We start from the raw sequence: 21242 nt of genomic DNA, 5'->3' as shown, positions 1-21242 counted from the left end.
TGTTCAACCCGGGCAGCACAGGCTGGCGCGAGGTCCGCCCGGGTTACAGGGCTTGCCCTGGGACGTGTCTGCGCCCTGTGTCAACCGCAACAGCGTCTCACCGGCTGCGACTTAATCCACAGAGAGGTGTGCGCAATTTTGTGGATAATCGCTTGCGAGCCTTGGGGCACAAGGCTGTCAAGATGGTTGATGAAATATTGGCCAGTACCGGGCCGTATTGGCAAAGCCTATTCAGGAAGGCATTGAACCTTGTGATGACGGGCCCGCCCAAGCGCGCCGGTCAGGTGCCTGCGGCGCGCGGGCAAGTGGGTGCTCAGGCCCGGTAAGGCTGGCTCATCGAAAGGCTGATTTCACCGTCTGCACTGAACAGCTCACTGCCGCGTCGAAGCAGCGGGCGGCCATCGGCCAGCTCATAACGGGGCGGTCGCGGTGCGTTGCCGGCCTTGCTGTCGGCGGGCTCATCGAGAAATTCGATGACGATGCAGCTTTCGCCATCGCGGGTGGTTGCAGGGAATTGTCGAAACGCCATAGCTCGTCTCCAAGACAGGGACACGTGGCGCACGCGCAGGTGCGCCACACGAGGAGCTTGCCGCTGCGCTTGTTAGGTGTGCGTTACCGCGGCGTTCTCAATCAATGAACTGCAGGCGCGCAAGTTCCGCGTAGAGACCGTCCTGTGCCAACAGTTCGGTGTGGGTGCCCTGGGCGACGATGCGGCCATGGTCCATGACCACGATGCGGTCGGCCTTGAGTACCGTTGCCAGGCGATGCGCGATGACCAGCGTGGTGCGGCCTGCCATCAACCGCTCCAGCGCCTGCTGTACAGCGCGCTCGCTCTGCGCGTCCAGCGCGCTGGTGGCTTCGTCCAGCAGCAACACCGGTGCATCCTTGAGCAGGGCACGGGCAATAGCCACGCGCTGCTGCTGGCCCCCGGACAGGCGCGCGCCGCGCTCACCCAGGTCGCTGGCATAGCCTTCCGGCAGCTGCATGAGGAAGTCGTCTGCTTCGGCGGAACGGGCCGCCGCGCGCACTTCGTCGTCGCTTGCCTCCAACCGCCCATAGCGGATGTTGTCGGCAGCGCTGGCGGCGAACAGTGCTGGCTGCTGCGGTACCAGGGCAATGCTCTGGCGCAGCTGCGCGGGATCCAGTGCGCGCAGATCGATGCCATCCAGAAGCAGGCTACCGCTGTCCGGATCGTGGAAGCGCAGCAGCAGTGACAATACGGTGCTCTTGCCAGCCCCGGAGGGCCCCACCAGCGCGACCGTTTCGCCAGGTGCCACGGTCAGGCTGAAATCATCCAGCGCCGGGTGATCGGGGCGTTGTGGATAGTGGAAGGACACGTGCTCGAAACGGATCTCGCCACGCACGGGGACCGGCAATGGCAGTGGGTGCGCGGGCGCGGTGATGCGTGCCTGTTCCGTCAGCAGTTCGCCAATACGGCCCATGCCGCCTGAGGCGCGTTGCAGCTCGTTCCACACTTCAGCCAAGGCGCCTACCGAGCCGCCGCCGATCAAGGCGTACAGCACGAACTGGCCCAAGGTGCCGGCGCTCATGCGGCCATCCACGACGTCGTGCGCGCCCGACCACAGCACGGCGACGATGGCGCCGAACACCAATACGATCGCAATGGCGGTGACAAAGGACTGCGTGCGGATACGGCGCTTGGCGGTGGCAACGGACACTGCCAGCGCCGCCTCGAAACGCCCCCGCTCATAAGGTTCGCGGGCATGTGCCTGCACCGTACGTACCGCGCCCAGGGTCTCTGCCGCCAAGGCATTGGCATCGGCAACGCGGTCCTGGCTCGCGCGCGAGATCTTCTGCAATTGGCGGGCGCCCAGGACGATGGGCAGTACGGCCAGCGGTATGCCGATCAGCGAGTACACCGCCAGGCGCGGGCTGGTGACGAACAGCATCACCATCGAACCGATCACGGTGACGCTGCTGCGCAGGGCAACCGACATGGTCGAACCGATCACGCTGCGCAGCAGTTCGCTGTCGGCAGTCAGGCGCGAGACCAGTTCGCCACTGCGGGTGCGGTCATGGAAGCCGGCATCCAGGCCGATCAGGTGCGCATAGAGCTGCGCTCGCAGGTCGGCCACTACCTTTTCGCCCAGCAGGGAGACAAAAAAGAAGCGGGCAGCCGTGGCCAGGGCCAGCACGACGGCCACGACGAACAACAACATGAAGGCGCGATTGATTTCGCCGCCACCGGAGAAGCCATGGTCGATCATCTGCTTGACCGCCATCGGCAGGCTCAGGGTGGCCGTTGATGACACGGCCAGCGCGACCAGCCATGCGGTGAACAGCCCGGCATGTCGGCGCACGAAGGGCCACAAGGTCTTCAGGCTGCCCAGTTTCTGCAGCTTGCGCGGTGGCGTGGAGGTGTCAGTGTCGGTCATGGTCGACGGGCTCGCTCAGGCGTAGGCGGTCGCGGGTGGCGTCGCGCAGGCGCAGGGCCAGCGCATCGATCTGGTCTGCCGGCAGGCGCACATGCAGGCGCAGACCTTCGGGCAGGAACTGTTCTTCAAGCTTCTCGGCCCCGGCGTTGCCGAGCAGGGTATGTACGATGCCCATGTCCTCGAAACCGCATTGCAGGATGCGCTCGGTCATCGGTACCAGCGGGCTGCGCTGGGCCAGGCGCAGGCACTCGGCGGCGGTGCCACCATAGGCGCGCACCAGGCCACCTGCGCCCAGCTTGATGCCACCGTACCAGCGGGTGACCACTACCGCGATGCGGTCATAGCCCTGGCCATCGATCGCGGCCAGGATCGGCCGGCCGGCGGTCCCCGCAGGCTCGCCGTCATCGCTGGAGCGGTAGTCGTTGCCGTGCCGGTAGGCCCAGCAATTGTGGGTGGCATCAGCTACCGAGACCGATTGGACGAATGCCAGCGCCTGCGCAGCATCGCTGACGGGCGCGGCCCGGGCGAGGAAACGGCTGTGTTTGATCTCCAGCTCATGGCTGGCGGGCGCGGCGAGGGTATCGAGCATCGCCACCATTCTAGTGGAGAAGCGGTTGGCAGCGCTGTCGCTCAGTCCTTCAGCAGTGGCTGCAGATCCTTGGGTACCCGTGCCTCGGGATAGTCGTGGGCAAACCGCCGCAGGCTGGCGCGGGCACCGTCCTGGTCGCCGGACTCCAGACGCTCGCGGATGCGCTTGAGCCATTGCCGGCGCGACAGCGTGGTGTCCGCCTCGATATCGACGCTGGCGGCCGCGACGGATGCCGCAGCCGGCATCGGGGCGCTGCGTAGCTGGCGCGCGGCGCTGGCCTTTTCCATCGCTTTTTCGCCGGCATGCGGAATGATGCGCGGACCCTCGAACTGCGGGCGCGGCGCGCGCAGGCGCAACGGCGCATCGCTCGTCTCACCGCTATTTTGCGTGGGCTGTGGCGGTACGGTGATCACCGATGGTGCAACGGGCGCGGGAGCGGGCGGGGCCGGGGCCGGTGGCGCTGCCATTTCAGCGGCCGCATACGGGGCTGCGCTGGAGGCCATGTTCTCCGCATCGTCTGCGGCGGGCTGTGCGGGTAGAAGCTCCTGCGGCGCGCTGGCTGCCGGTGCCAGCTGGCGGGTCTGCGGTGAAGCGATCGGCTCCACGCGCTGGGCTGCGGGCGCAGGCGCGGGTCCGGCATTCGCGGCTTCTGTTTCTGCGTGCGCGGTATCAGCCGCAGCATCCGCGGCGGCAGGTGCGGCATCGGCAGCCACGGCCGCTTGGGCGGCGTCGCCAGCTGGCGGGGGGAGTTGCGGGCCGCTGGGTTGCAGCTGCCATGCCAGCCCCACCACGAGCACCAATGAAGCGGCAATGGCCAGCGATGAGGTCAGGCGGCGGCGCCGGTCCCAGCCGCGGCCATGCGTAGACGAGGTGGGCGACGAGGTTGTCGCGGCGGCAGGTGCGGCGCTGGCGACAGGGCTGGCCGGCGCTGGTGCACGGGCCAGTGTCAGGATGTCGGCATCGACGCGTGCGCTGGGCCCAGCTACACGCGCACCGGGGCGGCCGAGCAGGCGTGCCAGGTCGCGTTCTTCCGGGGTCAGGTGGTCGGAGGGGTTCATTCGCTCAACCTCGCGCGCAGCTTGTCCATCGCATAGCGAAGCCGCGATTTGACGGTTTCCCGGCCAACGCCGGTGATCTGCCCGATTTCCTCCAGGCTGAGTTCCTGTTCCAGTCGCAGGATCACGACTTCCTGTTGTTCCGCCGGCAGTTCTGCCAGCGCCTGACGCAACTGCAGGCGCTGGGCCTGCTCGTCGGCCAGCAATTCGGGGGTGCAGCCATCGGCCAAGCGCGCGGTGCGCTCATCGGCGTCGTCCGGCGCCGTCGGACGATGTCGGGCGGCACGCCAATGGTCGTTCAGCCGGTTGTGGGCGATCCGGAACAGCCAGGTGGCGAAAGCTGCGTCCGGCTTCCAGCCCCGGCGTGCATTGATCATCTTCTGCCAGACATCCTGGAACAGTTCCTCGGCCAGCGGCCGGTCCCGCACCTGACCCAGCAGATAGTGAAAAAGCCGCGCCCGGTGACGGCTGTAAAGCTCGGCGAAGGCATCGCTGTCGCCGCCCGCATAGGCAAGCATCAGCACTTCGTCGGTGGGGGATTGCACGGCGGTGTCCACGAGGCAAAGCCTACGTGGTGCCGTCATTTCTGCCTAGCCGGCACCGGGAGGAGTGGCGCCCGCGTTCACAAATGTGAAGCAATGTTTTTGTTCGGGTTGCCGGCGTTGGCTGCCCTTGGGGGCGGTATGCTTCGTGCAGGGGGGAGTTCCGGTAAGCCGGAACCCAGAAGAGATCGGATCCATGTCTTACAGCGAGATTGCAGCGCGTACCGGACCAACGCCACGCGCTGATATACCTTCGCCCATTGCCAAGGTGGTTGCCAGCCTGCAAGGGCTGTTGCCCAGTGGCGCGCGTGTTGCGCTGGCGTGGCGCGATGCGGTCGTGGGCGAGGCCAACTGCAGCTATCCGCCGGGCGATGACGAACTGCGGCGGCAGGCACACACGGTGTTGTGCACTGCAGCCCCGGCATCGGGCGAACAAGGCTGGCTCTGGGAACACGAGGACACCGAGTTGGCATTGGTGGTGGCCGATGCCGCCGACCTGACCGACGCTCGTTTGAAGGCGTGGCAGGGAACGGCGCGGGTACTGCTGGGCTGCGTGTTCCAATCGCAGCGGCAACGCATGCAGATCGAGGAGCTGCAACGTTCGAAGCAGCTGCAGAAGGCGCTGTACGAAATTGCAGACCTGGCGGGTGCTGACCTGGCGATGCCGGAAATGCTGCGCTACTTCCATCGCATCCTGTGTTCGCTGATGTACGCGGAAAACTGTTACATCGTCGAATGTGATGATCAGCAGAGCAGCCTGAAGTTCCTTTATTACGTTGACGAGCAGGATGACTTCGTCCCGGAAGCGGGACGCAGCTACCGGCACGACGAAATGCCGTCCAGCCTGACGTTCGCCGTGTTGCGACACGGGCGGGTGATGAGTGGTCCTTCGCGTGAGTTGCTGAAGTTCCTCGACTACCAGGCGTCGACCCAGGAAGGTGCGGAAAGCAATGACTGGCTGGGCGTGCCGATGTGGCGTGAAAATCGCGTGTGCGGTGCGATCGTGGTGCAGAGCTACGAGGCAGACGCCTGCTATGGCGAAGAAGAGCGGGCACTGCTGAATTTCGTTGCCAAGCACATCCTCACCGCGATGGACCGCCATCAGGCGCATGCACAGCTGGAGCAACGGGTATGCGAGCGTACCCGCGACCTGGAACGCATCAACGGTCACCTGCAGGAGGAGATCGTCGTGCGCCGGCGTGCGGAGTTGCTGCAGGCTGCGCTGTTCAATATCTCCGAGCTGGCGATGATGGGGCACGGTCGCGCCGAGTTCTACCAGCAGTTGCACGGCATCATCAGTGGCTTGTTGGACGCCAGCAACTTCTACGTGGCGATGCTGACAAACGGCGGCACCGGCATCGAGTTCGTGTATTCCGTGGACCGCTACAACCGCGAGCGCGCGCCACGTGCGTTCAGTGACGGCCTGACCGAATACACGGTGAGCAGTCGCCAGCCGGTCCGCGCTATGCGCGCTGACATCGACGTGCTGATCGCCGCGGGCAAGGTGCAGGAGTTCGGCACCAAGTCGCACTGTTGGCTGGGCGTTCCCTTGTTCAGCGATGACGAAGTGGTTGGCGTGATCGCGGTGCAGAGCTATTCGCCCGATGTTGTGTTCAGTGCGGACGACCAGCGCCTGTTGGTGTTCGTGGCGCGCGCGCTTGGCACCAGCCTGGCGCGTCAGCGCGACCAGCAGCGCCTGCTGCAGGCCCATGCCGAGCTGGAGAAGCGGGTTGCCGAACGCACGCGCGAACTGGGCGAGGTCAATCAGAAGCTGCTTGCGCAGATTGGCGAGCGCATGCGGGCCGAGCAGCGCCTGACCCACCTTGCGATGCACGACGTGTTGACAGGTCTGCCCAATCGCCTGCATCTGCAGGATCGGCTTGAGCGGGCAATCGCCAGTGCGGAGCTGGGTATCGCCCCGCACTTCGCGCTGTTGTTCCTCGACCTGGATCGCTTCAAATGGGTCAATGACAGTATCGGGCATGCTGCCGGCGACCAGATGCTGGTCGAGGTTGCGCGCCGCCTGGTGCGGCTGGTGCGCGGCGACGACGTTGTGGCGCGCCTGGGCGGTGACGAATTCGCGCTGCTGGTGGATTGCGAGCGCGGTGCCGACGCAGCGATGGAATTGGGGCGACGGCTACTGAGGGCGCTGGAGGCGCCGATGTGGGTGGATGGGCGCGAGCTGTTCCCCTCCGGCAGCATCGGCATCGCGTTGTGGAACCCGCGTTATGCGTCGGGTGCCGACCTGCTGCGTGATGCCGACGCGGCAATGTACCGCGCCAAGCTGCGTGGCCAGGATCGATGCGTGATGTTCGATGGCGCCATGCATGACGAGGCGGTCCGCAGCCTGGAGCTGGAGGCGGATCTGCGCCGGGCGATCAAGAAGCGCGACTTCCTGCCGTACTACCAGCCAATCGTGTCATTGCAGGATGGCACCGTGGTGGGCTACGAGGCGCTGTTGCGCTGGCAGCATGAGCGGCGTGGCCTGCTGTACCCGGGCGATTTCCTCGCGTTGGGTGAGGAGAGTGGGCTTATAGAGCAGGTTGATTGGCTGATCTATGAGCAGGTGCTTGCTGACCTTGCGCAGACAGCGTCCGGTTACATCTCTGTCAACGTCTCGCCACGGCATTTCCGCTCGCCGGAGTTCGTTGGCCGCCTGTTGGAGCTGATCGAGGCGGCCGGTGCAGATCCGCAGCGACTGCGGGTGGAGATCACCGAGATGGCCTTGCTGGAAGATGCGCCCCGCACGCTGCAAACCCTGCATCAGCTCAATGAGCACGGCATCGTGGTGCAGTTGGACGATTTCGGCACGGGTTATTCGGCGCTGTCGTACCTGCACCGGTTCCCGATCAACGCGCTCAAGGTGGATCGCAGCTTCGTCGCCGGCCTGCATGCGGAGAACGGCAAGAGCACGCTGGCGCTGGTCGAAGGCGTGCTGTCGTTGGCAAGGACGCTTGGCATTGAAACCATAGGCGAGGGCGTGGAGAACGAGCGCCAGATGCAGACGCTGATGTCCCTGGGCTGCAGTTTTGGCCAGGGCTACCTGCTGGGCTACCCGGCACCGCGCGAGCAGACGTTGCAGTTGTCGGTGTAGCGGCCGCAGCGCCAGAGCGCTGGATCGCAGCACGCCGGTTTCGTCTGCTTGCCTCCCGTTGCCATGGGCAAGGGGAGGGCGTGCATTTGGCGGTTGCTCGAGCGGTGGCCTTGGGGCCTTACGCCGCTCCTGCTGTTTTGATCAACGCAGTGCGTTGCGCTTCTTTTCGTCGAACCACTTGTCGGCCTGGGCCGGCGAGTAATTGCGCATCCACTCCAGCATCTGCGAGGTGTCTTCGCCGTACCACAGGTCTTCGCGCTGTTCCGGGTGCAGGAAGCGCTCGCTGACCATGGTGTCGATCATGCCGATCAGCGGCTGGTAGAAGCCGTCGATGTCGAGGAAGGCGCAGGGCTTGTTGCCGATGCCCAGCTGGCGCCAGGTCAGCATCTCGAAAATTTCCTCGGCGGTGCCGAAGCCACCAGGCAGGGCGACGAAGGCATCGGACAGGTCGAACATGCGCGACTTGCGCTCATGCATCGAGCCGACGATTTCCAGCGAGGTCACGCCCTTGTGCGCCACTTCCATGTCCACCAGATGTTGGGGGATCACGCCGGTGACTTCGCCGCCGGCGGCCAGCACGCCATCGGCCACCGCGCCCATCAGGCCGGTGCGGCCGCCGCCATAGACCAGGCGCAGGCCTTCGTTGGCGATGCGCTTGCCCAGTTCGGTGGCGCGTTCGACATAGATGGGCTTGGCGCCAGGGTTGGAGCCGCAATAGACGCAGATGGATTTCATGTGTTCAGGCCGGGGTTGGGGGGTTTGGGGGCGGGGATTCGAGATTGGGGATTGGGGATTGGGATTGGGGATTCGAGATTTGGGATTCGGCAAAGCAAAAGCTAAAAGCAAAAGCGGGAGATCGGTTGGTTGGAGTTCGTGGAAGGGGATGGCCGCGTTCGCGAATCCCGAATCCCGAATCCCCAATCCCAGCTTCAAGAAACAGAAACGCCAGCATCGCTGCCGGCGTCCCTTTGACGTCGAATCGGGAGGGCTCTTGCGAATTCCCAATCCCGATTCTCCAATCCCAGCTGTCAGTTCGCCTTGTGAATGGCGCGCTTGGTCACTGCCATCGCCGCGTCGTGCACTGCCTCGGACAGCGACGGGTGGGCGTGGCAGATGCGGGCCAGGTCATCGGACGAGCCACTGAACTCCATGGTCAGCACACCTTCGTGCACCAGCTCGGAGACATTGGCGCCGACCAGGTGCATGCCCAGCACGCGATCGGTTTCGGCGTGTGCCAGCACCTTGACGAAGCCAGCCGGCTCGACCATGGCGACGGCGCGGCCGTTGGCGGCGAACGGGAAGCTGCCGGCCTTGTACGGGATGCCCTCGGCCTTGAGCTGGGCTTCGGTCTTGCCGACCCATGCCAGTTCCGGCTCGGTGTAGATCACCCACGGGATGGTGTCGAAGTTGACGTGGCCCGGCAGGCCAGCGATCAGTTCGGCCACGGCGACGCCTTCTTCAAAGCCCTTGTGGGCCAGCATCGGGCCGCGCACGCAGTCACCCACCGCCCAGACGCCATCAACGCCGGTGTGGCAATGGTCGTCGACCACGATCTGGCCACGCTCATTGAGCTGCACGCCGGTGCCCTCGGCCAACAGGCCCTTGCTGGCAGCGCGACGGCCGACGGCCACCAGCAGCTTGTCGACGGTCAGGGTCTTGTCGCCCTCGGCATCGGTGTAGCTGACGATGACTTCGTTGCTCTTGATCTCGGTCTTGGAGACCTTGGCGTTCAGGCGGATGTCCAGGCCCTGCTTCTTGAATTCCTTGGCGGCAACCTTGGCCACTTCGGCATCGGCGGCAGCCAGGAACTCCGGCAGTGCTTCCAGGATCACCACTTCCGAACCCAGGCGCTTCCACACGCTGCCCAGTTCCAGGCCGATCACGCCAGCGCCGATGACGGCCAGGCGCTTGGGCACTTCGGTGAAGTCCAGCGCGCCGACGTTGTCGACGATGTGGTTGCCGTCAAACTTGGCGAACGGCAGCTCGATTGAATCGGAGCCGGCGGCGATGATGACGTTGGTGCCCTTGAGCTCGACTTCCGAACCGTCGTGCTGCTTGACCTTGACCACGTTGCCGGCCTGCAGCTGGCCAAAGCCGTAGTAGGTGGCAACCTTGTTGGCCTTGAACAGCTGGGCGATGCCGCCGGTGAACTGCTTCACGATGGCGTCCTTGCGGCCGACCATCTTGCTCACGTCGATCTTGGCGTCGTTGAAGCTGATGCCGTGCTGATCGAAGATGTGGCCCATGTTCCAGTACTGGCGCGAGGAGTCCAGCAGCGCCTTGGACGGGATACAGCCCACGCGCAGGCAGGTGCCGCCCAGTGCCGGCTTGCCGTCCTTGCCCAGCGCTGCATCGATGCAGGCGGTCTTCAGGCCAAGCTGTGCGGCGCGGATGGCCGCGTGGTAACCGGCCGGGCCTGCACCGATGACGACGACGTCGAATTGTTCAGCCATTTGAGATTCCTTGGTACCAATCCCTTCTCCCTGCGGGAGAAGGGGGCGCGTAGCGCCGGATGAGGGTGCGGGAGGGCCGAGGCCCTCACCCCAACCCCCCTCCCGGAGGGAGAGGGGCTTCGAGCGGAATTACAGGCCGAACAGCATGCGGCCCGGGTTTTCCAGCTGGTTCTTGATGTCCACCAGGAACTGCACCGAATCCTTGCCGTCGATGATGCGGTGGTCATAGGACATGGCCAGGTACATCATCGGCGCGATCACGACCTGGCCGTTCTCGGCGATCGGACGGTCCTTGATGGCGTGCATGCCCAGGATGGCGCTCTGCGGCGGGTTGACGATCGGGGTCGACATCAGCGAGCCGAAGGTGCCACCGTTGGTCACGGTGAAGGTGCCGCCCTGCAGTTCTTCCAGCGACAGCTTACCGTCGCGGGCCTTCTTGGCGTAGTCCGCAATTGCCTTTTCGATGTCGGCGAACGACATGCGCTCGACGTTGCGCAGCACCGGGGTCACCAGACCCTTTTCGGTGGACACGGCGATCGAGATGTCCGAGTAGCCGTGATAGATGATGTCGTCACCATCGATCGAGGCATTGACCAGCGGGAAGCGCTGCAGCGCGTTGGCGGCGGCCTTCACGAAGAAGCTCATGAAGCCCAGCTTGATGCCGTGGGCCTTGACGAACTCTTCCTGCAGTTCCTTGCGCGCAGCCGACACCTTGGACAGGTTGACTTCGTTGAAGGTGGTCAGCATGGCGGTCGAGTTCTTCGACTGCATCAGACGCTCGGCAATGCGCTTGCGCATGCGGGTCATCGGCACGCGTTCTTCCGGACGTGTACCGCCGGCCTTGCCGACGCCGCCGTTGCGGGCGAAGTTGACGATGTCTTCCTTGGTGACGGCGCCGTGGCGGCCGGTGCCGGACACGTCAGCCGGGTTCACGCCTTCGGTGATGGCCGAGAAGCGGGCGCCCGGGGGCAGGGTGTCGGCAGCCGACTTGGCAGCCGGGGCCGGTGCGGCGGCAGCGGCCGGTGCAGCCGCTGCCGGAGCGGCAGCCTTCGGTGCTTCAGCAGCGGCGGCCGGAGCGGCCGGTGCAGCAGCGGCAACCGCGCCTTCCTCGATGATGGCCAGGATCTGGTTCGAGGTGACGGTGTCGCCTTCCTGGAACTTGATTTCCTTCAGCACGCCATCAACCGGTGCCGGTACTTCCAGCACGACCTTGTCGGTTTCCAGGTCGAGCAGGTTCTCATCACGCTTGACGGCTTCGCCTGCCTTCTTGTGCCAGCTGGCGATGGTGGCGTCGGAGACGGATTCGGGCAGTACCGGTACTTTGACTTCGGTGGCCATTTGGCTGATTTCCTGGTTTCGTTTTCTTGTGGAAAAGGGGGCTTATTCGGCGTAGTTGTCGTCGATCTTGTTGACCAGCGCGTCGGCGAGCAGCTGTGCGAGTTCGCGCAGGTGATCGGACATGTGGCCAACAGCAGGCGACGGCGAGCGCGGACGACCGGCATAGTGCAGCGCCTGGCCATCGGCCACGCAGGCCTGCAGGTGGTGCTTGATCTGGTACCAGGCACCCTGGTTCATCGGCTCTTCCTGGCACCACACAACGTCGGTGGCCTTGCCGTACTTCTTCAGTTCGGCCGCCAGCGCCGGGCGCGGGAACGGGTAGAGCTGTTCGACGCGCAGGAGCGCAACATCGTCCTGGCCACGCTTGGTCATGTCTTCCAGCAGGTCGTAGTACACCTTGCCCGAACACACGACAACGCGCTTGACCTTCTTGGCATCGGCGGTGGCGTCGCCAATCAGGTGCTGGAACTCGCCGTTGGCCATGTCTTCCATGCTGGACACGGCCAGCTTGTGGCGCAGCAGCGACTTGGGCGACATCACGATCAGCGGCTTGCGGGTATCCATGCGCATCTGGCGACGCAGCATGTGGAATGCCTGCGCCGGGGTCGACGGCACGCAGACCAGCATGTTCTCCAGTGCGCACAGCTGCAGGAAACGCTCAAGGCGTGCCGAGCTGTGTTCCGGGCCCTGGCCTTCATAGCCGTGCGGCAGCAGCAGGGTCAGGCCGGAGATGCGGCCCCACTTTGCTTCGCCCGAGGCGATGAACTGGTCGATCACCACCTGGGCGCCGTTGGCGAAGTCGCCGAACTGGCCTTCCCAGATGCACAGGGTGTTCGGGTCGGTGGTGGAGAAGCCGTACTCGAATGCCATCACGGCTTCTTCGCTGAGCAGCGAATCGATGATGGTGGCCTGTTCCGGCGACTCGACCAGCTGACGCAGCGGCAGGTAGTAGTTGTCGGTCTTCTGGTCGTGCAGGATGGCGTGGCGGTGGGTGAAGGTGCCGCGGCCGACGTCCTGGCCAACCAGGCGCAGGCCGTAGCCTTCGTCCAGCAGGGTGGCGTAGGCCAGGTTCTCGGCAAAGCCCCAGTCGCCCAGGATTTCACCGGCGGCCATCTTGCGACGGTCGTCGTACACCTTGGCAACGCGCGAATGCACTTCCACGCCTTCCGGGATGGTGTTGATCATGGTGGCCAGCTGGGTCAGCTTGCCCATGTCGACCTTGGTGCTGACCGGGTCGGACAACTTGCCCGACAGGTACCGGGACCAGTCCACGTACATCTTGCTGGTAGCCGGGGTCTTTTCGACCTTGGCCAGCTCGGTGGTGACTTCGCCGGAGTCCAGCTTGTTGCGGTAGGCGTCGACCATGTCCTTGCCGGCACCGGCGGCGATCACGCCAGCGGCTTCCAGCTGCTCTGCGTAGAGCTCGCGGGTGGTCTTGTGCTTTCGGATCACCTGGTACATCAGCGGCTGGGTGATCGCCGGTTCATCGGCTTCGTTGTGGCCCCAGCGGCGGTAGCAGATCAGGTCGATGACCACGTCTTTGTGGAACTGCTGGCGGAAGTCATAGGCCAGCTTGGCGGCAAATACCACCGCTTCCGGGTCGTCGCCGTTCACGTGCAGGACCGGTGCGGCCACCATCTTGGCGATGTCGGTCGAGTACAGGGTCGAGCGCGAATCTTCCGGATTGGAAGTGGTGAAGCCCACCTGGTTGTTGATGACGATGTGCACGGTGCCGCCGACGGTGAAACCGCGGGCCTGCGACATCTGGAACAGCTCCATCACCACACCCTGGCCGGCGAAAGCAGCATCGCCGTGGATCAGGATCGGCATCACCTGCTTGCGCGCGGTGTCGTTGCGGCGTTCCTGGCGCGAACGCACCGAGCCGGCAACCACCGGGTCGGCGATTTCGAGGTGGGACGGGTTGAAGGCCAGGGCCAGGTGCACCGGGCCGCCATCGCTGGCAACGTCGGCCGAGAAGCCCATGTGGTACTTCACGTCACCAGCCACGGCGCGGTCGTCGTGCTCGAACTTGCCTTCGAATTCGTCGAACAGCTTGCGCGGGTTCTTGCCCAGGGTGTTGACCAGCACGTTCAGACGGCCACGGTGGGCCATGCCGATCACCACGTCCTTGACGCCTTCCTTGCCGGCGTCGCGGATGATGGTGTCCATCATCGGGATCAGTGAGTCGCCGCCTTCCAGCGAGAAGCGCTTCTGGCCGACGTATTTGGTGTGCAGGTAACGCTCGAGGCCTTCGGCAGCGGTCAGGCGCTCGAGGGTGCGGCGCTTGGTGTCGGCGTCCAGGTTGTAGTTGCCACCGGCGTTTTCGAGACGCTGGTAGAGCCACTGGCGCTGGTCGACTTCGGCGATATACATGAATTCTGCGCCGATCGAGCCGGTATACGTCGCCTTCAGGCGAGCAACCAGGTCACGCAGCTTCATCCGCGGCTGGCCGCCGATACCACCGGTGCTGAACTCATCGTTGAGGTCGGCATCGCTGAGGTGGTGGAAGGGCAGGCCCAGGTCCGGCGGGTTGACCGGTGGGGTCAGGCCCAGCGGATCAAGCTTGGCGCCGAGGTGGCCGCGCGAACGGTAGGCGGTGATCAGGCGGCCGACGTTGCGCTCGCGCTCGTCGCCTTCACCGACGCTGACACCTGCGTTGAACGCGTTCTTGGCGGCTTCAGTGATGTGGGCGATAGCGGCAGAGTGCGGCACATCGCCAGCTTCGCGGCCCTTGAAGCCGTCAAAGTAGGACTTCCACTTGGGGTCCACACTGTCCGGGGAGACGAGGTACTGTTCGTACAGGTCCTCGACATAGGAGGCGTTGCCGCCGGCGAGCTGCGATGATTGCGCAAACTGCTTCAGTAGATTGTCCACGATGGAGAGTCGGATTCGCTTGTGGGGTAGTTCGGGGGAACCGGGGGACCTTGCTGCAGCGTCCCGCGCGGGCGTGTTCTAACCACCAAATTATACCCCTCACCGGACAGGAAGGGGCGCGCTCACTGTCCCTTGCATTAATACCTGACCTGTCGCTGTCCTGTTGTGACAGAACCTATACGCCGAGTACGCGCATCTCGGCACAATCGCGCGAACGCTCCCAGATACGCTGGAACAGTTCTTCCTGCGGGTGCGCACGTGCCGCGCCCGCCAGGGCCAACTCGCCCTCGCAGCGCGCGCCTATTGGACGAAAGTAGTAATCGCCACTGTCGTTGCTGATGCCGGCCGAGGCGACCTGGCAATCGGCCGGGTCAACGGGTTCGCGTAGCTGGAACACGCTGGGCAGGCGTTGCACCAGGGCGATGAAGGCTGCGGGCAGGGCCGGCAGGTCGGCCTCATGCAGCAGCAGTTGCACCTGTTTGTCATGTCGGGCGGTGGCAAACCGGCGCAATGCCGCCACTACCTGGGGCTGGCCCAGCAGGGCGTCGTTGCCGCGGACCTGCCAACGCAGGCGCCTACGGGCCTGGTGGATGACGGTGGTGACGGCCGCCCGCGCCTGTTCGGGATCCTGAACGCGCATGGCGCCATCCAGGCGGCGGCGCATGGTCTGGTGCTCGATGCCGGCTTCCACGAAGATCGGCCCCTGTGGCAGAAAGCCGTTGCGGGCATAGAAGTCGCGGGCCGGTACCTGTGCGTGCAGGCTTACTTCGCCCCAGCCCCGGGCACGGGCCTGTGCCAACAGGTTGTGCAGCAAGGCCTCGCCGACACCCTTGCCGCGCCATTGGCGCAGCACTGCCATGCGGCCGATCCGCTGGTCAGGGGTCAGGCGGCCGGCACCGATGGCCTGGCCCTGCGCGTCGATGGCCAAGGCGTGGCCGCAGGCCGGATCCAGGGCGTCGATTTCCAGTTCGGCCGGGACGTTCTGCTCGCTGACGAACACCGTGTGACGTACGCCGTGCAGCAGGGCCTGCTGCACGGCGTAGTCGGCGGTCTCTATATGGAAGACCGCGGTTTGGCTCATGCCGACGGGGTTTCCGCGTCGTCTTCGCCTTCTTCCTCGCCGTCGTCGCAGATCACCACGACCTCGACGCCTTCTTCGTTGACCAGGACGGTCTCGATGCTGGCGCTGGACGGTTCGCCGTCACCGGCTTCGCTGTATTCGATGACTTCGATCTCCACTTCCGGGGCATCGGCCTCGTCGTCGAACGCTTCTTCGTCGAAATCTTCCTCGTTGGCGTCTTCCAGCACTTCCAGCGCATCCTGCTCGGCGAGCATGGCGGCAATGGTTTCCACGTCCAGCAGCTGGTAGTGGCCACCGGTGATCAGTTCCATCAGGGCGTCGCGGCCCTTGTTGCCCAACTTGTTGAACAAGGCGATATCGATCTGCTCGGCGCCGGCCAGGGTCTGCGCGTCCTTGATCGACAGCTGGAACGCCAGGCCCGAGCAGTACAGCGAAGCGCCACGGGTGGCACGGCGCCAGGCCAGGCGGGCCCAGGGGTGGCGCTCAAGCACGCCGCCGTTTTCCAGCTCGGCGGTCACTTCTTCCGGCGACGGCGGGGCCTGCGAGGGCAGGATGTCGCCCGCAGCGCGGTAGGTGGTGATGAAGCGGCCGAACCAGTTACCCAGGCGGTCCGGGTCGTTCATGCGCAGGGCGTTGAGCGCGGCGACGACGCGCTTCATGGCGGCGGCATCGATCTCGTTCGGGTCTTCCGGTAGCTTCAGGTCCGGGTCCTGCAGGCGGATGGATTCGTCGGCGTCGGCGACCAGGTCGTCCAGGTAGTCGCTGATCAGCTCGGCCGAGGACGGTGCACGCATGCCGAAGGAGAAGGTCAGGCAGGGGTCTTCGGCCACGCCGTTGTGCGGCACGTTCGGCGGCAGGTACAGCATGTCGCCCGGCGCCAGCACCCAGTCGTGGCTGGGCTTGAACTTCTTCAGCAGCTTCAGTTCCACATCGGGGCGGAAATCCAGCGGCGGGCGCTTGCCCTTGGTCGACTCGCTGGCGTCGATCTGCCAGCGGCGGTGACCGTAGGCCTGCAGCAGGAATACGTCGTACTGGTCGACGTGGGCACCCACCGAACCACCGGTGGCGGCAAAGCTGATCATCACGTCATCCATGCGCCAGCGCGGCAGGAAGTTGAAATAGGACAGCAGCGCGCGGACTTCCGGGTCCCACTTGTCCACGTCCTGCACCAGCAGGGTCCAGTCGTGGTCGGGCATGCCGGGGAAGTCTTCTTCCTGGAACGGGCCGGTACGCAGGGTCCAGCCATCGGTGGCGCGGTCGTGGCTGACGATGCGCGCCAGCGCGCCTTCCTCGCAGGCCAGGCCGGCCAGGTCTTCGGGCATCACCGGCGTTTCGAAGTCCGGGAACGCGGCGCGGATCAGCAGCGGACGCTTCTGCCAGTAGTCGCGCAGGAAGGTGGCTGGGGCCATGCCCAGCGGCAGCCCGGCGCGGGCCTGTACTTCGATCGGATAGGTCTTTTGCTTGCGTGCAGCCATGGGGGAAATCCTTTGCAACGGAGGTCGAACAGGGGCGCGTAGGTCGCGCAGGCCGCTATTGTCCCCTTGTTGGCCGCAAACCGCACGATTGGCGGCTGATCTGGATCAAATCCCCTGCGCGAGCCGTGTTTGCGTAGTGCCGAGCCATGCTCGGCAGAATCTGTCACGTGGCGCGATTCCCGGCTCCGCTGCGATCGGTGGCCTGCGTCTGCCGAGCATGGCTCGGCACTACATTGGACATCTGGCTGCGGCCTTGGCCTCAGAGAACGCGGTTGCCTGTGCCTGCGTCATTCACCTTTGGCTTGCTGCTCGGGTTGACGGTATTGCCGTTGCCGCTGAAGGTGACCTCGGCGATGTCCTTGACGAGGATCATGTTGTTGTTGCCGCTGACCTCGATGTGGCGGGCATTGGTCAGGTTGAGGATGTTGTCACTGCCCACCACGCGGACCGTGTCGACCTGGTCATTGAGCACGGTGAACTGCCTGCCTTCAACCGTGATCGTCTGTGCCTTGCTGACATTGAGCGAACCGTTGGAGGCGGAAACGGTGACGTCGGCGCATTCGCCATCGATGACCTGACTGCTGTTGTCATGGGTGATACGCAGGTTCTTGCCGCCACACTGGGCGCCCGCGCCGGGGTCTGTAAGTGTGTCGGAGCTTGTAGCGGCAGGGGCTGCAGTTGCAGTTGCAGTTGGCGTGGCTGGGGCGGCTTTGTTGCAGCCAGTCAACGCGAGCAGGAGGGCCAGGGCGGAATAGAGAGCTGGATGCTTCATCAGCGGGTTCCAGGCTGAGGGGTCAGCTGGATGCTGGCAGAGCCGCCGCGAAGGTTTCATTACGCGGCTGGGCTTGGGTTATTGCGATGGCTCCGGCGGAGCGCTCGGCAGGGCTTGGGCAAAACGCAGGGTGAAACCCGCCGGGTCCCGCATGCTGAAGTCCAGCAGGCCATAACCCCGATCGGCCAAGGGATGTTGCATCGGCCATTGCCGCTGTAATGCCCGCCGCCAGAGCGGGTGGATGTCGTCCACCATGATGCGCAGGGCTGCCCAGCGCGGCGCACGGGCAGCGTCGGGATTCTCGGCCAGAAACAACAGGTGCGCATTTGCCCAAGCAACAACGGCGAAGCTTTCGCTCCGCCGCTGCAAGGTGAAACCGCGCTCAAGATAGAACTGCAGCAAGGCCTCAAGATCCGGGCCGCGCTGCAGGCACGGCTCAGATCGCCTTGGCCAGATCAGCCGCCAAGCCAGCATACCCACCCGGGGTCAGCTCGCGCAGGCGCTGCTTGGCATCGGCCGGCAGTTCCAGGGTCTCGATGAACGCTCGCATCGAATCGGCCGTGATGCCGTGGCCGCGCGTCAGGGCCTTGAGCTGTTCGTACGGATTGGGCAGACCATGACGGCGCATCACCGTCTGCACGGCTTCGGCCAGCACTTCCCAGGCCGCATCCAGGTCGGCGTCCAGGCGCTCCGGGTTCACGGTCAGCTTGCCCAGGCCCTTGGCCAGCGATTCCAGGCCGACCTGGCTGTGGCCAAAGGCGGTGCCCACGGCGCGCAGCACGGTGGAGTCGGTCAGGTCGCGCTGCCAGCGGCTGATCGGCAGCTTGGCGCTGAAATGCTCGAACAGGGCGTTGGCGATGCCGAAATTGCCTTCGGCATTCTCGAAGTCGATCGGGTTGACCTTGTGCGGCATGGTCGAGGAGCCGACTTCACCTTCCTTGAGCTTCTGCTTGAAGTAGCCCAGCGAGATATAGCCCCAGATGTCACGGGCCAGGTCGATCAGGATGGTGTTGGCGCGGCGCGCGGCATCGCCGATTTCGGCGACGTTGTCGTGCGGCTCGATCTGGGTGGTGTAGGGGTTGAACACCAGGCCCAGCGAGGTGACGAAACGTTCGGCAAAAGCCGGCCAGTCGATGTTCGGGTAGGACACCACGTGGGCGTTGTAGTTGCCGACGGCGCCGTTGATCTTGCCGGTCAGCTCGACCGCGCCGATCTGGCGGATCTGCCGCTCCAGGCGGGCAACGACATTGGCCAGTTCCTTGCCCAGGGTGGTTGGCGAGGCGGTCTGGCCGTGGGTGCGCGACAGCATCGGCTGCTCGGCCTGGGCGTGGGCCAGCGTGCGCAGCGAGGTGGCGATGCCGACATAGCCGGGCAGGATCACCTTTTCACGGGCTTCGGCCAGCATCAGGCCATAGGACAGGTTGTTGATGTCCTCGCTGGTGCAGGCGAAATGCACGAACTCCAGCGCCGGGGCCAGCTCGGCATCATCCTTGAGCTGTTCCTTGATGAAGTACTCCACGGCCTTGACGTCGTGGTTGGTGGTGCGCTCGATTTCCTTGACGCGGGCGGCATTGGCGACCGAAAAGCCATCGGCCAGTGCACGCAGCTTGCTCTTGCCGGCGGCCGAGAAGTCAGCCAGCTCGGTGATGCCCGGTTCGGCGCCCAGTGCCAGCAGCCATTCGATCTCGACCTTCACGCGGGCCTTGATCAGGCCGTATTCGGAGAAGATCGGGCGCAAAGCGTCGACCTTGCCGGCATAACGGCCATCAAGCGGGGACAGGGCGAGCAGGGCGGCTTCTTGGCGGGACGTATCCGTCATGGCGGCGGGCGTTGGGCAGTGGCGGGGGCGCATATTCTACGCTGCCGGGGACCTTGCCGTTGCTGGGCCTTTGTATCCCATCGGCCGCGGATGCCTTTGCGGGGGCGGGCGGGTATGGTGTGGGCAGTTGCCAGCCGGGATGTCTGCCCACCGCCAGCCAGAGCTTTCCCTTCCCCAACAATGAGATTGCGCGGAGTTGATGATGAGCAAGGTATCCAAAACCGGTTTCCGTACCGAACACGACAGCATGGGCGAGCTGCAGGTGCCCGCCGAGGCCCTGTGGGGCGCGCAGACCCAGCGGGCGGTGCAGAACTTTCCCGTATCCGGACAGCGCATGCCACGTGCCTTCATCCGTGCGCTGGGCCTGATCAAGGGCGCCGCGGCTGAGGTCAACACCGGCCTGGGCCTGCTGCCGAAGGGCGTGGGCAAGGCGATCCAGTCGGCGGCTGCGGAAGTGGCCATCGGTGCCCATGACAGCCAGTTCCCGATTGACGTGTACCAGACCGGTTCGGGCACCTCGTCGAACATGAATGCCAACGAGGTCATCGCCACGCTCGCCAACCAGGGCGGCAAGGCCGGCAAGACGAGCGTGCATCCCAATGACCACGTCAATCTGGGCCAGAGTTCCAATGACGTGATCCCCACCGCCATCCGCGTGTCGGCCCAACTGGAAACGGTGGAGTCGCTGCTGCCGGCACTCAAACACCTGCGCAAGACCATCGACAAGCGTGCCCGTACCCTTGGCAAGATCGTCAAGACCGGCCGTACCCATTTGATGGATGCGATGCCACTGACCTTCGCCCAGGAATTTGGGGCATGGTCGGCGCAGCTGGCCTCGGCCGAAGGGCGTATCGAAGATGCGCTCAAGCGCCTGCGCCGGCTGCCATTGGGCGGCACCGCCATTGGCACCGGCATCAACGCCGATCCGCGCTTTGGTGGCAAGGTGGCGCGGGCGCTGTCGGCCAGCACCGGGATCAAGTTCGAAAGTGCGGCCAACAAGTTTGAAGGCCTGGCCGCACAGGACGATGCGGTCGAGTTGTCCGGTCAGCTCAATGCGCTGGCGGTGGCCCTGATCAAGATCGCCAACGACCTGCGCTGGATGAACTCCGGGCCGCTGGCCGGGCTGGGTGAGCTGGAATTGCCGGCTCTGCAGCCGGGCAGCTCGATCATGCCGGGCAAGGTCAATCCGGTGATCCCGGAGGCGACGGTAATGGTGGCCGCGCAGGTGATTGGCCACCACACCGCAATCACCGTTGCCGGCCAGACCGGCAATTTCCAGTTGAACGTGGCGCTGCCGCTGATCGCGGCCAATCTGCTGGATTCGATCCAGCTGCTGTCCAACGTGATGAATCTGCTGGCCGACAAGGTGTTTGTCGGCCTGGTGGTCAAGCAGGAGCGGGTGCGGGAAGCACTGGCGCGTAACCCCATCCTGGTGACCGCGCTGAACCCGATCATCGGTTACGAGAAAGCGGCGGCGATCGCCAAGCGCGCCTACAAGGAGCAGCGGCCGGTACTGGAGGTGGCGCTGGAGGACAGCGGGTTGTCAGAGCCCGAGTTGAAGCGGCTGCTGGATCCGGCGGCGTTGACCTTGGGTGGCATTCACGACCATTGAGGTTTGGCGCGACGTATCCGCCCCCTCCCTTGCGCGCAGGGGAGGGTTGGGGAGGGGTTGGCTTTTAGACCTTGCTCCGCGGTGCATGCGGTTCGTGCGTTGCGCAGGCATTCTTGGTAACGCCTCTGCCGAGCATGGCTCG

At 64.9% G+C, this 21242-nt stretch carries 16 protein-coding genes; 2 read left to right on the top strand and 14 right to left on the bottom strand.

The window, feature by feature from the left end:
- Positions 1–313: 313 nt before the first annotated feature.
- The 5 genes from RT460_RS01145 to RT460_RS01125 all read right to left on the bottom strand — a co-directional run bounded on the left by RT460_RS01145 (position 314) and on the right by RT460_RS01125 (position 4597).
- Positions 314–529 carry a hypothetical protein gene (locus tag RT460_RS01145; RefSeq protein ID WP_313316642.1) on the bottom strand — a complete coding sequence of 72 codons (216 nt, stop codon included), beginning with the start codon at positions 527–529 and terminating at the stop codon, positions 314–316.
- Between the two features lie 97 nt (positions 530–626).
- Positions 627–2396, bottom strand: a complete 1770-nt coding sequence (locus tag RT460_RS01140; RefSeq protein ID WP_313316641.1) for an ABC transporter transmembrane domain-containing protein — start codon at positions 2394–2396, stop codon at positions 627–629.
- The gene (locus tag RT460_RS01135; RefSeq protein WP_313316640.1) at positions 2383–2985 is read right to left on the bottom strand and encodes a YigZ family protein; all 603 of its coding nucleotides are present in this window, start codon (positions 2983–2985) and stop codon (positions 2383–2385) included. Before RT460_RS01135 ends, RT460_RS01140 begins: the two co-directional genes overlap by 14 nt.
- 41 nt (positions 2986–3026) lie before the next feature.
- Complete coding sequence (locus tag RT460_RS01130) at positions 3027–4043, bottom strand: hypothetical protein (RefSeq protein ID WP_313316639.1); 1017 nt, start codon at positions 4041–4043, stop codon at positions 3027–3029.
- On the bottom strand, positions 4040–4597 hold the full coding sequence (locus RT460_RS01125; protein ID WP_313316638.1) for an RNA polymerase sigma factor: 558 nt from the start codon (positions 4595–4597) through the stop codon (positions 4040–4042). Before RT460_RS01125 ends, RT460_RS01130 begins: the two co-directional genes overlap by 4 nt.
- Before the next feature lie 181 nt (positions 4598–4778).
- Here RT460_RS01125 and RT460_RS01120 point away from each other — a divergent pair, with 181 nt between their 5' ends.
- Complete coding sequence (locus tag RT460_RS01120) at positions 4779–7676, top strand: EAL domain-containing protein (protein WP_313316637.1); 2898 nt, start codon at positions 4779–4781, stop codon at positions 7674–7676.
- Between the two features lie 141 nt (positions 7677–7817).
- Here RT460_RS01120 and RT460_RS01115 read toward each other — a convergent pair whose 3' ends face one another.
- From RT460_RS01115 to purB, 9 genes are all read right to left on the bottom strand, one after another.
- Positions 7818–8411, bottom strand: a complete 594-nt coding sequence (locus RT460_RS01115; protein WP_313316635.1) for a TIGR00730 family Rossman fold protein — start codon at positions 8409–8411, stop codon at positions 7818–7820.
- A gap of 293 nt (positions 8412–8704) precedes the next feature.
- Positions 8705–10129, bottom strand: coding sequence for a dihydrolipoyl dehydrogenase (gene lpdA, locus RT460_RS01110; protein WP_313316634.1), 1425 nt, complete (start codon positions 10127–10129; stop codon positions 8705–8707).
- Positions 10130–10258: 129 nt separating this feature from the next.
- The gene (sucB, locus tag RT460_RS01105) at positions 10259–11467 is read right to left on the bottom strand and encodes a dihydrolipoyllysine-residue succinyltransferase (protein ID WP_313316633.1); all 1209 of its coding nucleotides are present in this window, start codon (positions 11465–11467) and stop codon (positions 10259–10261) included.
- A gap of 42 nt (positions 11468–11509) precedes the next feature.
- Entirely contained in the window at positions 11510–14341 is a 2832-nt protein-coding gene (locus RT460_RS01100) for a 2-oxoglutarate dehydrogenase E1 component (RefSeq protein ID WP_313316632.1), read from the bottom strand.
- A 175-nt stretch (positions 14342–14516) separates the two neighbouring features.
- Entirely contained in the window at positions 14517–15422 is a 906-nt protein-coding gene (locus RT460_RS01095; RefSeq protein WP_313316631.1) for a GNAT family N-acetyltransferase, read from the bottom strand.
- Entirely contained in the window at positions 15419–16897 is a 1479-nt protein-coding gene (locus tag RT460_RS01090) for a cupin domain-containing protein (RefSeq protein WP_313316630.1), read from the bottom strand. The genes RT460_RS01095 and RT460_RS01090 overlap by 4 nt, the downstream gene beginning before the upstream one ends.
- Positions 16898–17156: 259 nt before the next feature.
- Positions 17157–17669, bottom strand: coding sequence for a DUF3060 domain-containing protein (locus RT460_RS01085; RefSeq protein WP_313316629.1), 513 nt, complete (start codon positions 17667–17669; stop codon positions 17157–17159).
- A gap of 78 nt (positions 17670–17747) precedes the next feature.
- Positions 17748–18143, bottom strand: a complete 396-nt coding sequence (locus RT460_RS01080) for a VOC family protein (RefSeq protein WP_313316670.1) — start codon at positions 18141–18143, stop codon at positions 17748–17750.
- Positions 18106–19488, bottom strand: coding sequence for an adenylosuccinate lyase (gene purB, locus RT460_RS01075; RefSeq protein WP_313316627.1), 1383 nt, complete (start codon positions 19486–19488; stop codon positions 18106–18108). The genes RT460_RS01080 and purB overlap by 38 nt, the downstream gene beginning before the upstream one ends.
- A 202-nt stretch (positions 19489–19690) precedes the next feature.
- On the opposite strand from purB, the gene RT460_RS01070 reads away from it, so the two are divergent.
- Positions 19691–21100, top strand: coding sequence for a class II fumarate hydratase (locus RT460_RS01070; protein ID WP_313316626.1), 1410 nt, complete (start codon positions 19691–19693; stop codon positions 21098–21100).
- Positions 21101–21242 lie beyond the last annotated feature (142 nt).

This window comes from Stenotrophomonas sp. (assembly GCF_032061965.1).
Taxonomy (GTDB): Bacteria; Pseudomonadota; Gammaproteobacteria; order Xanthomonadales; family Xanthomonadaceae; genus Stenotrophomonas.
Note: the sequence above shows the minus strand (reverse complement) of the source record. Positions and strands in the feature narration are given on the sequence as shown.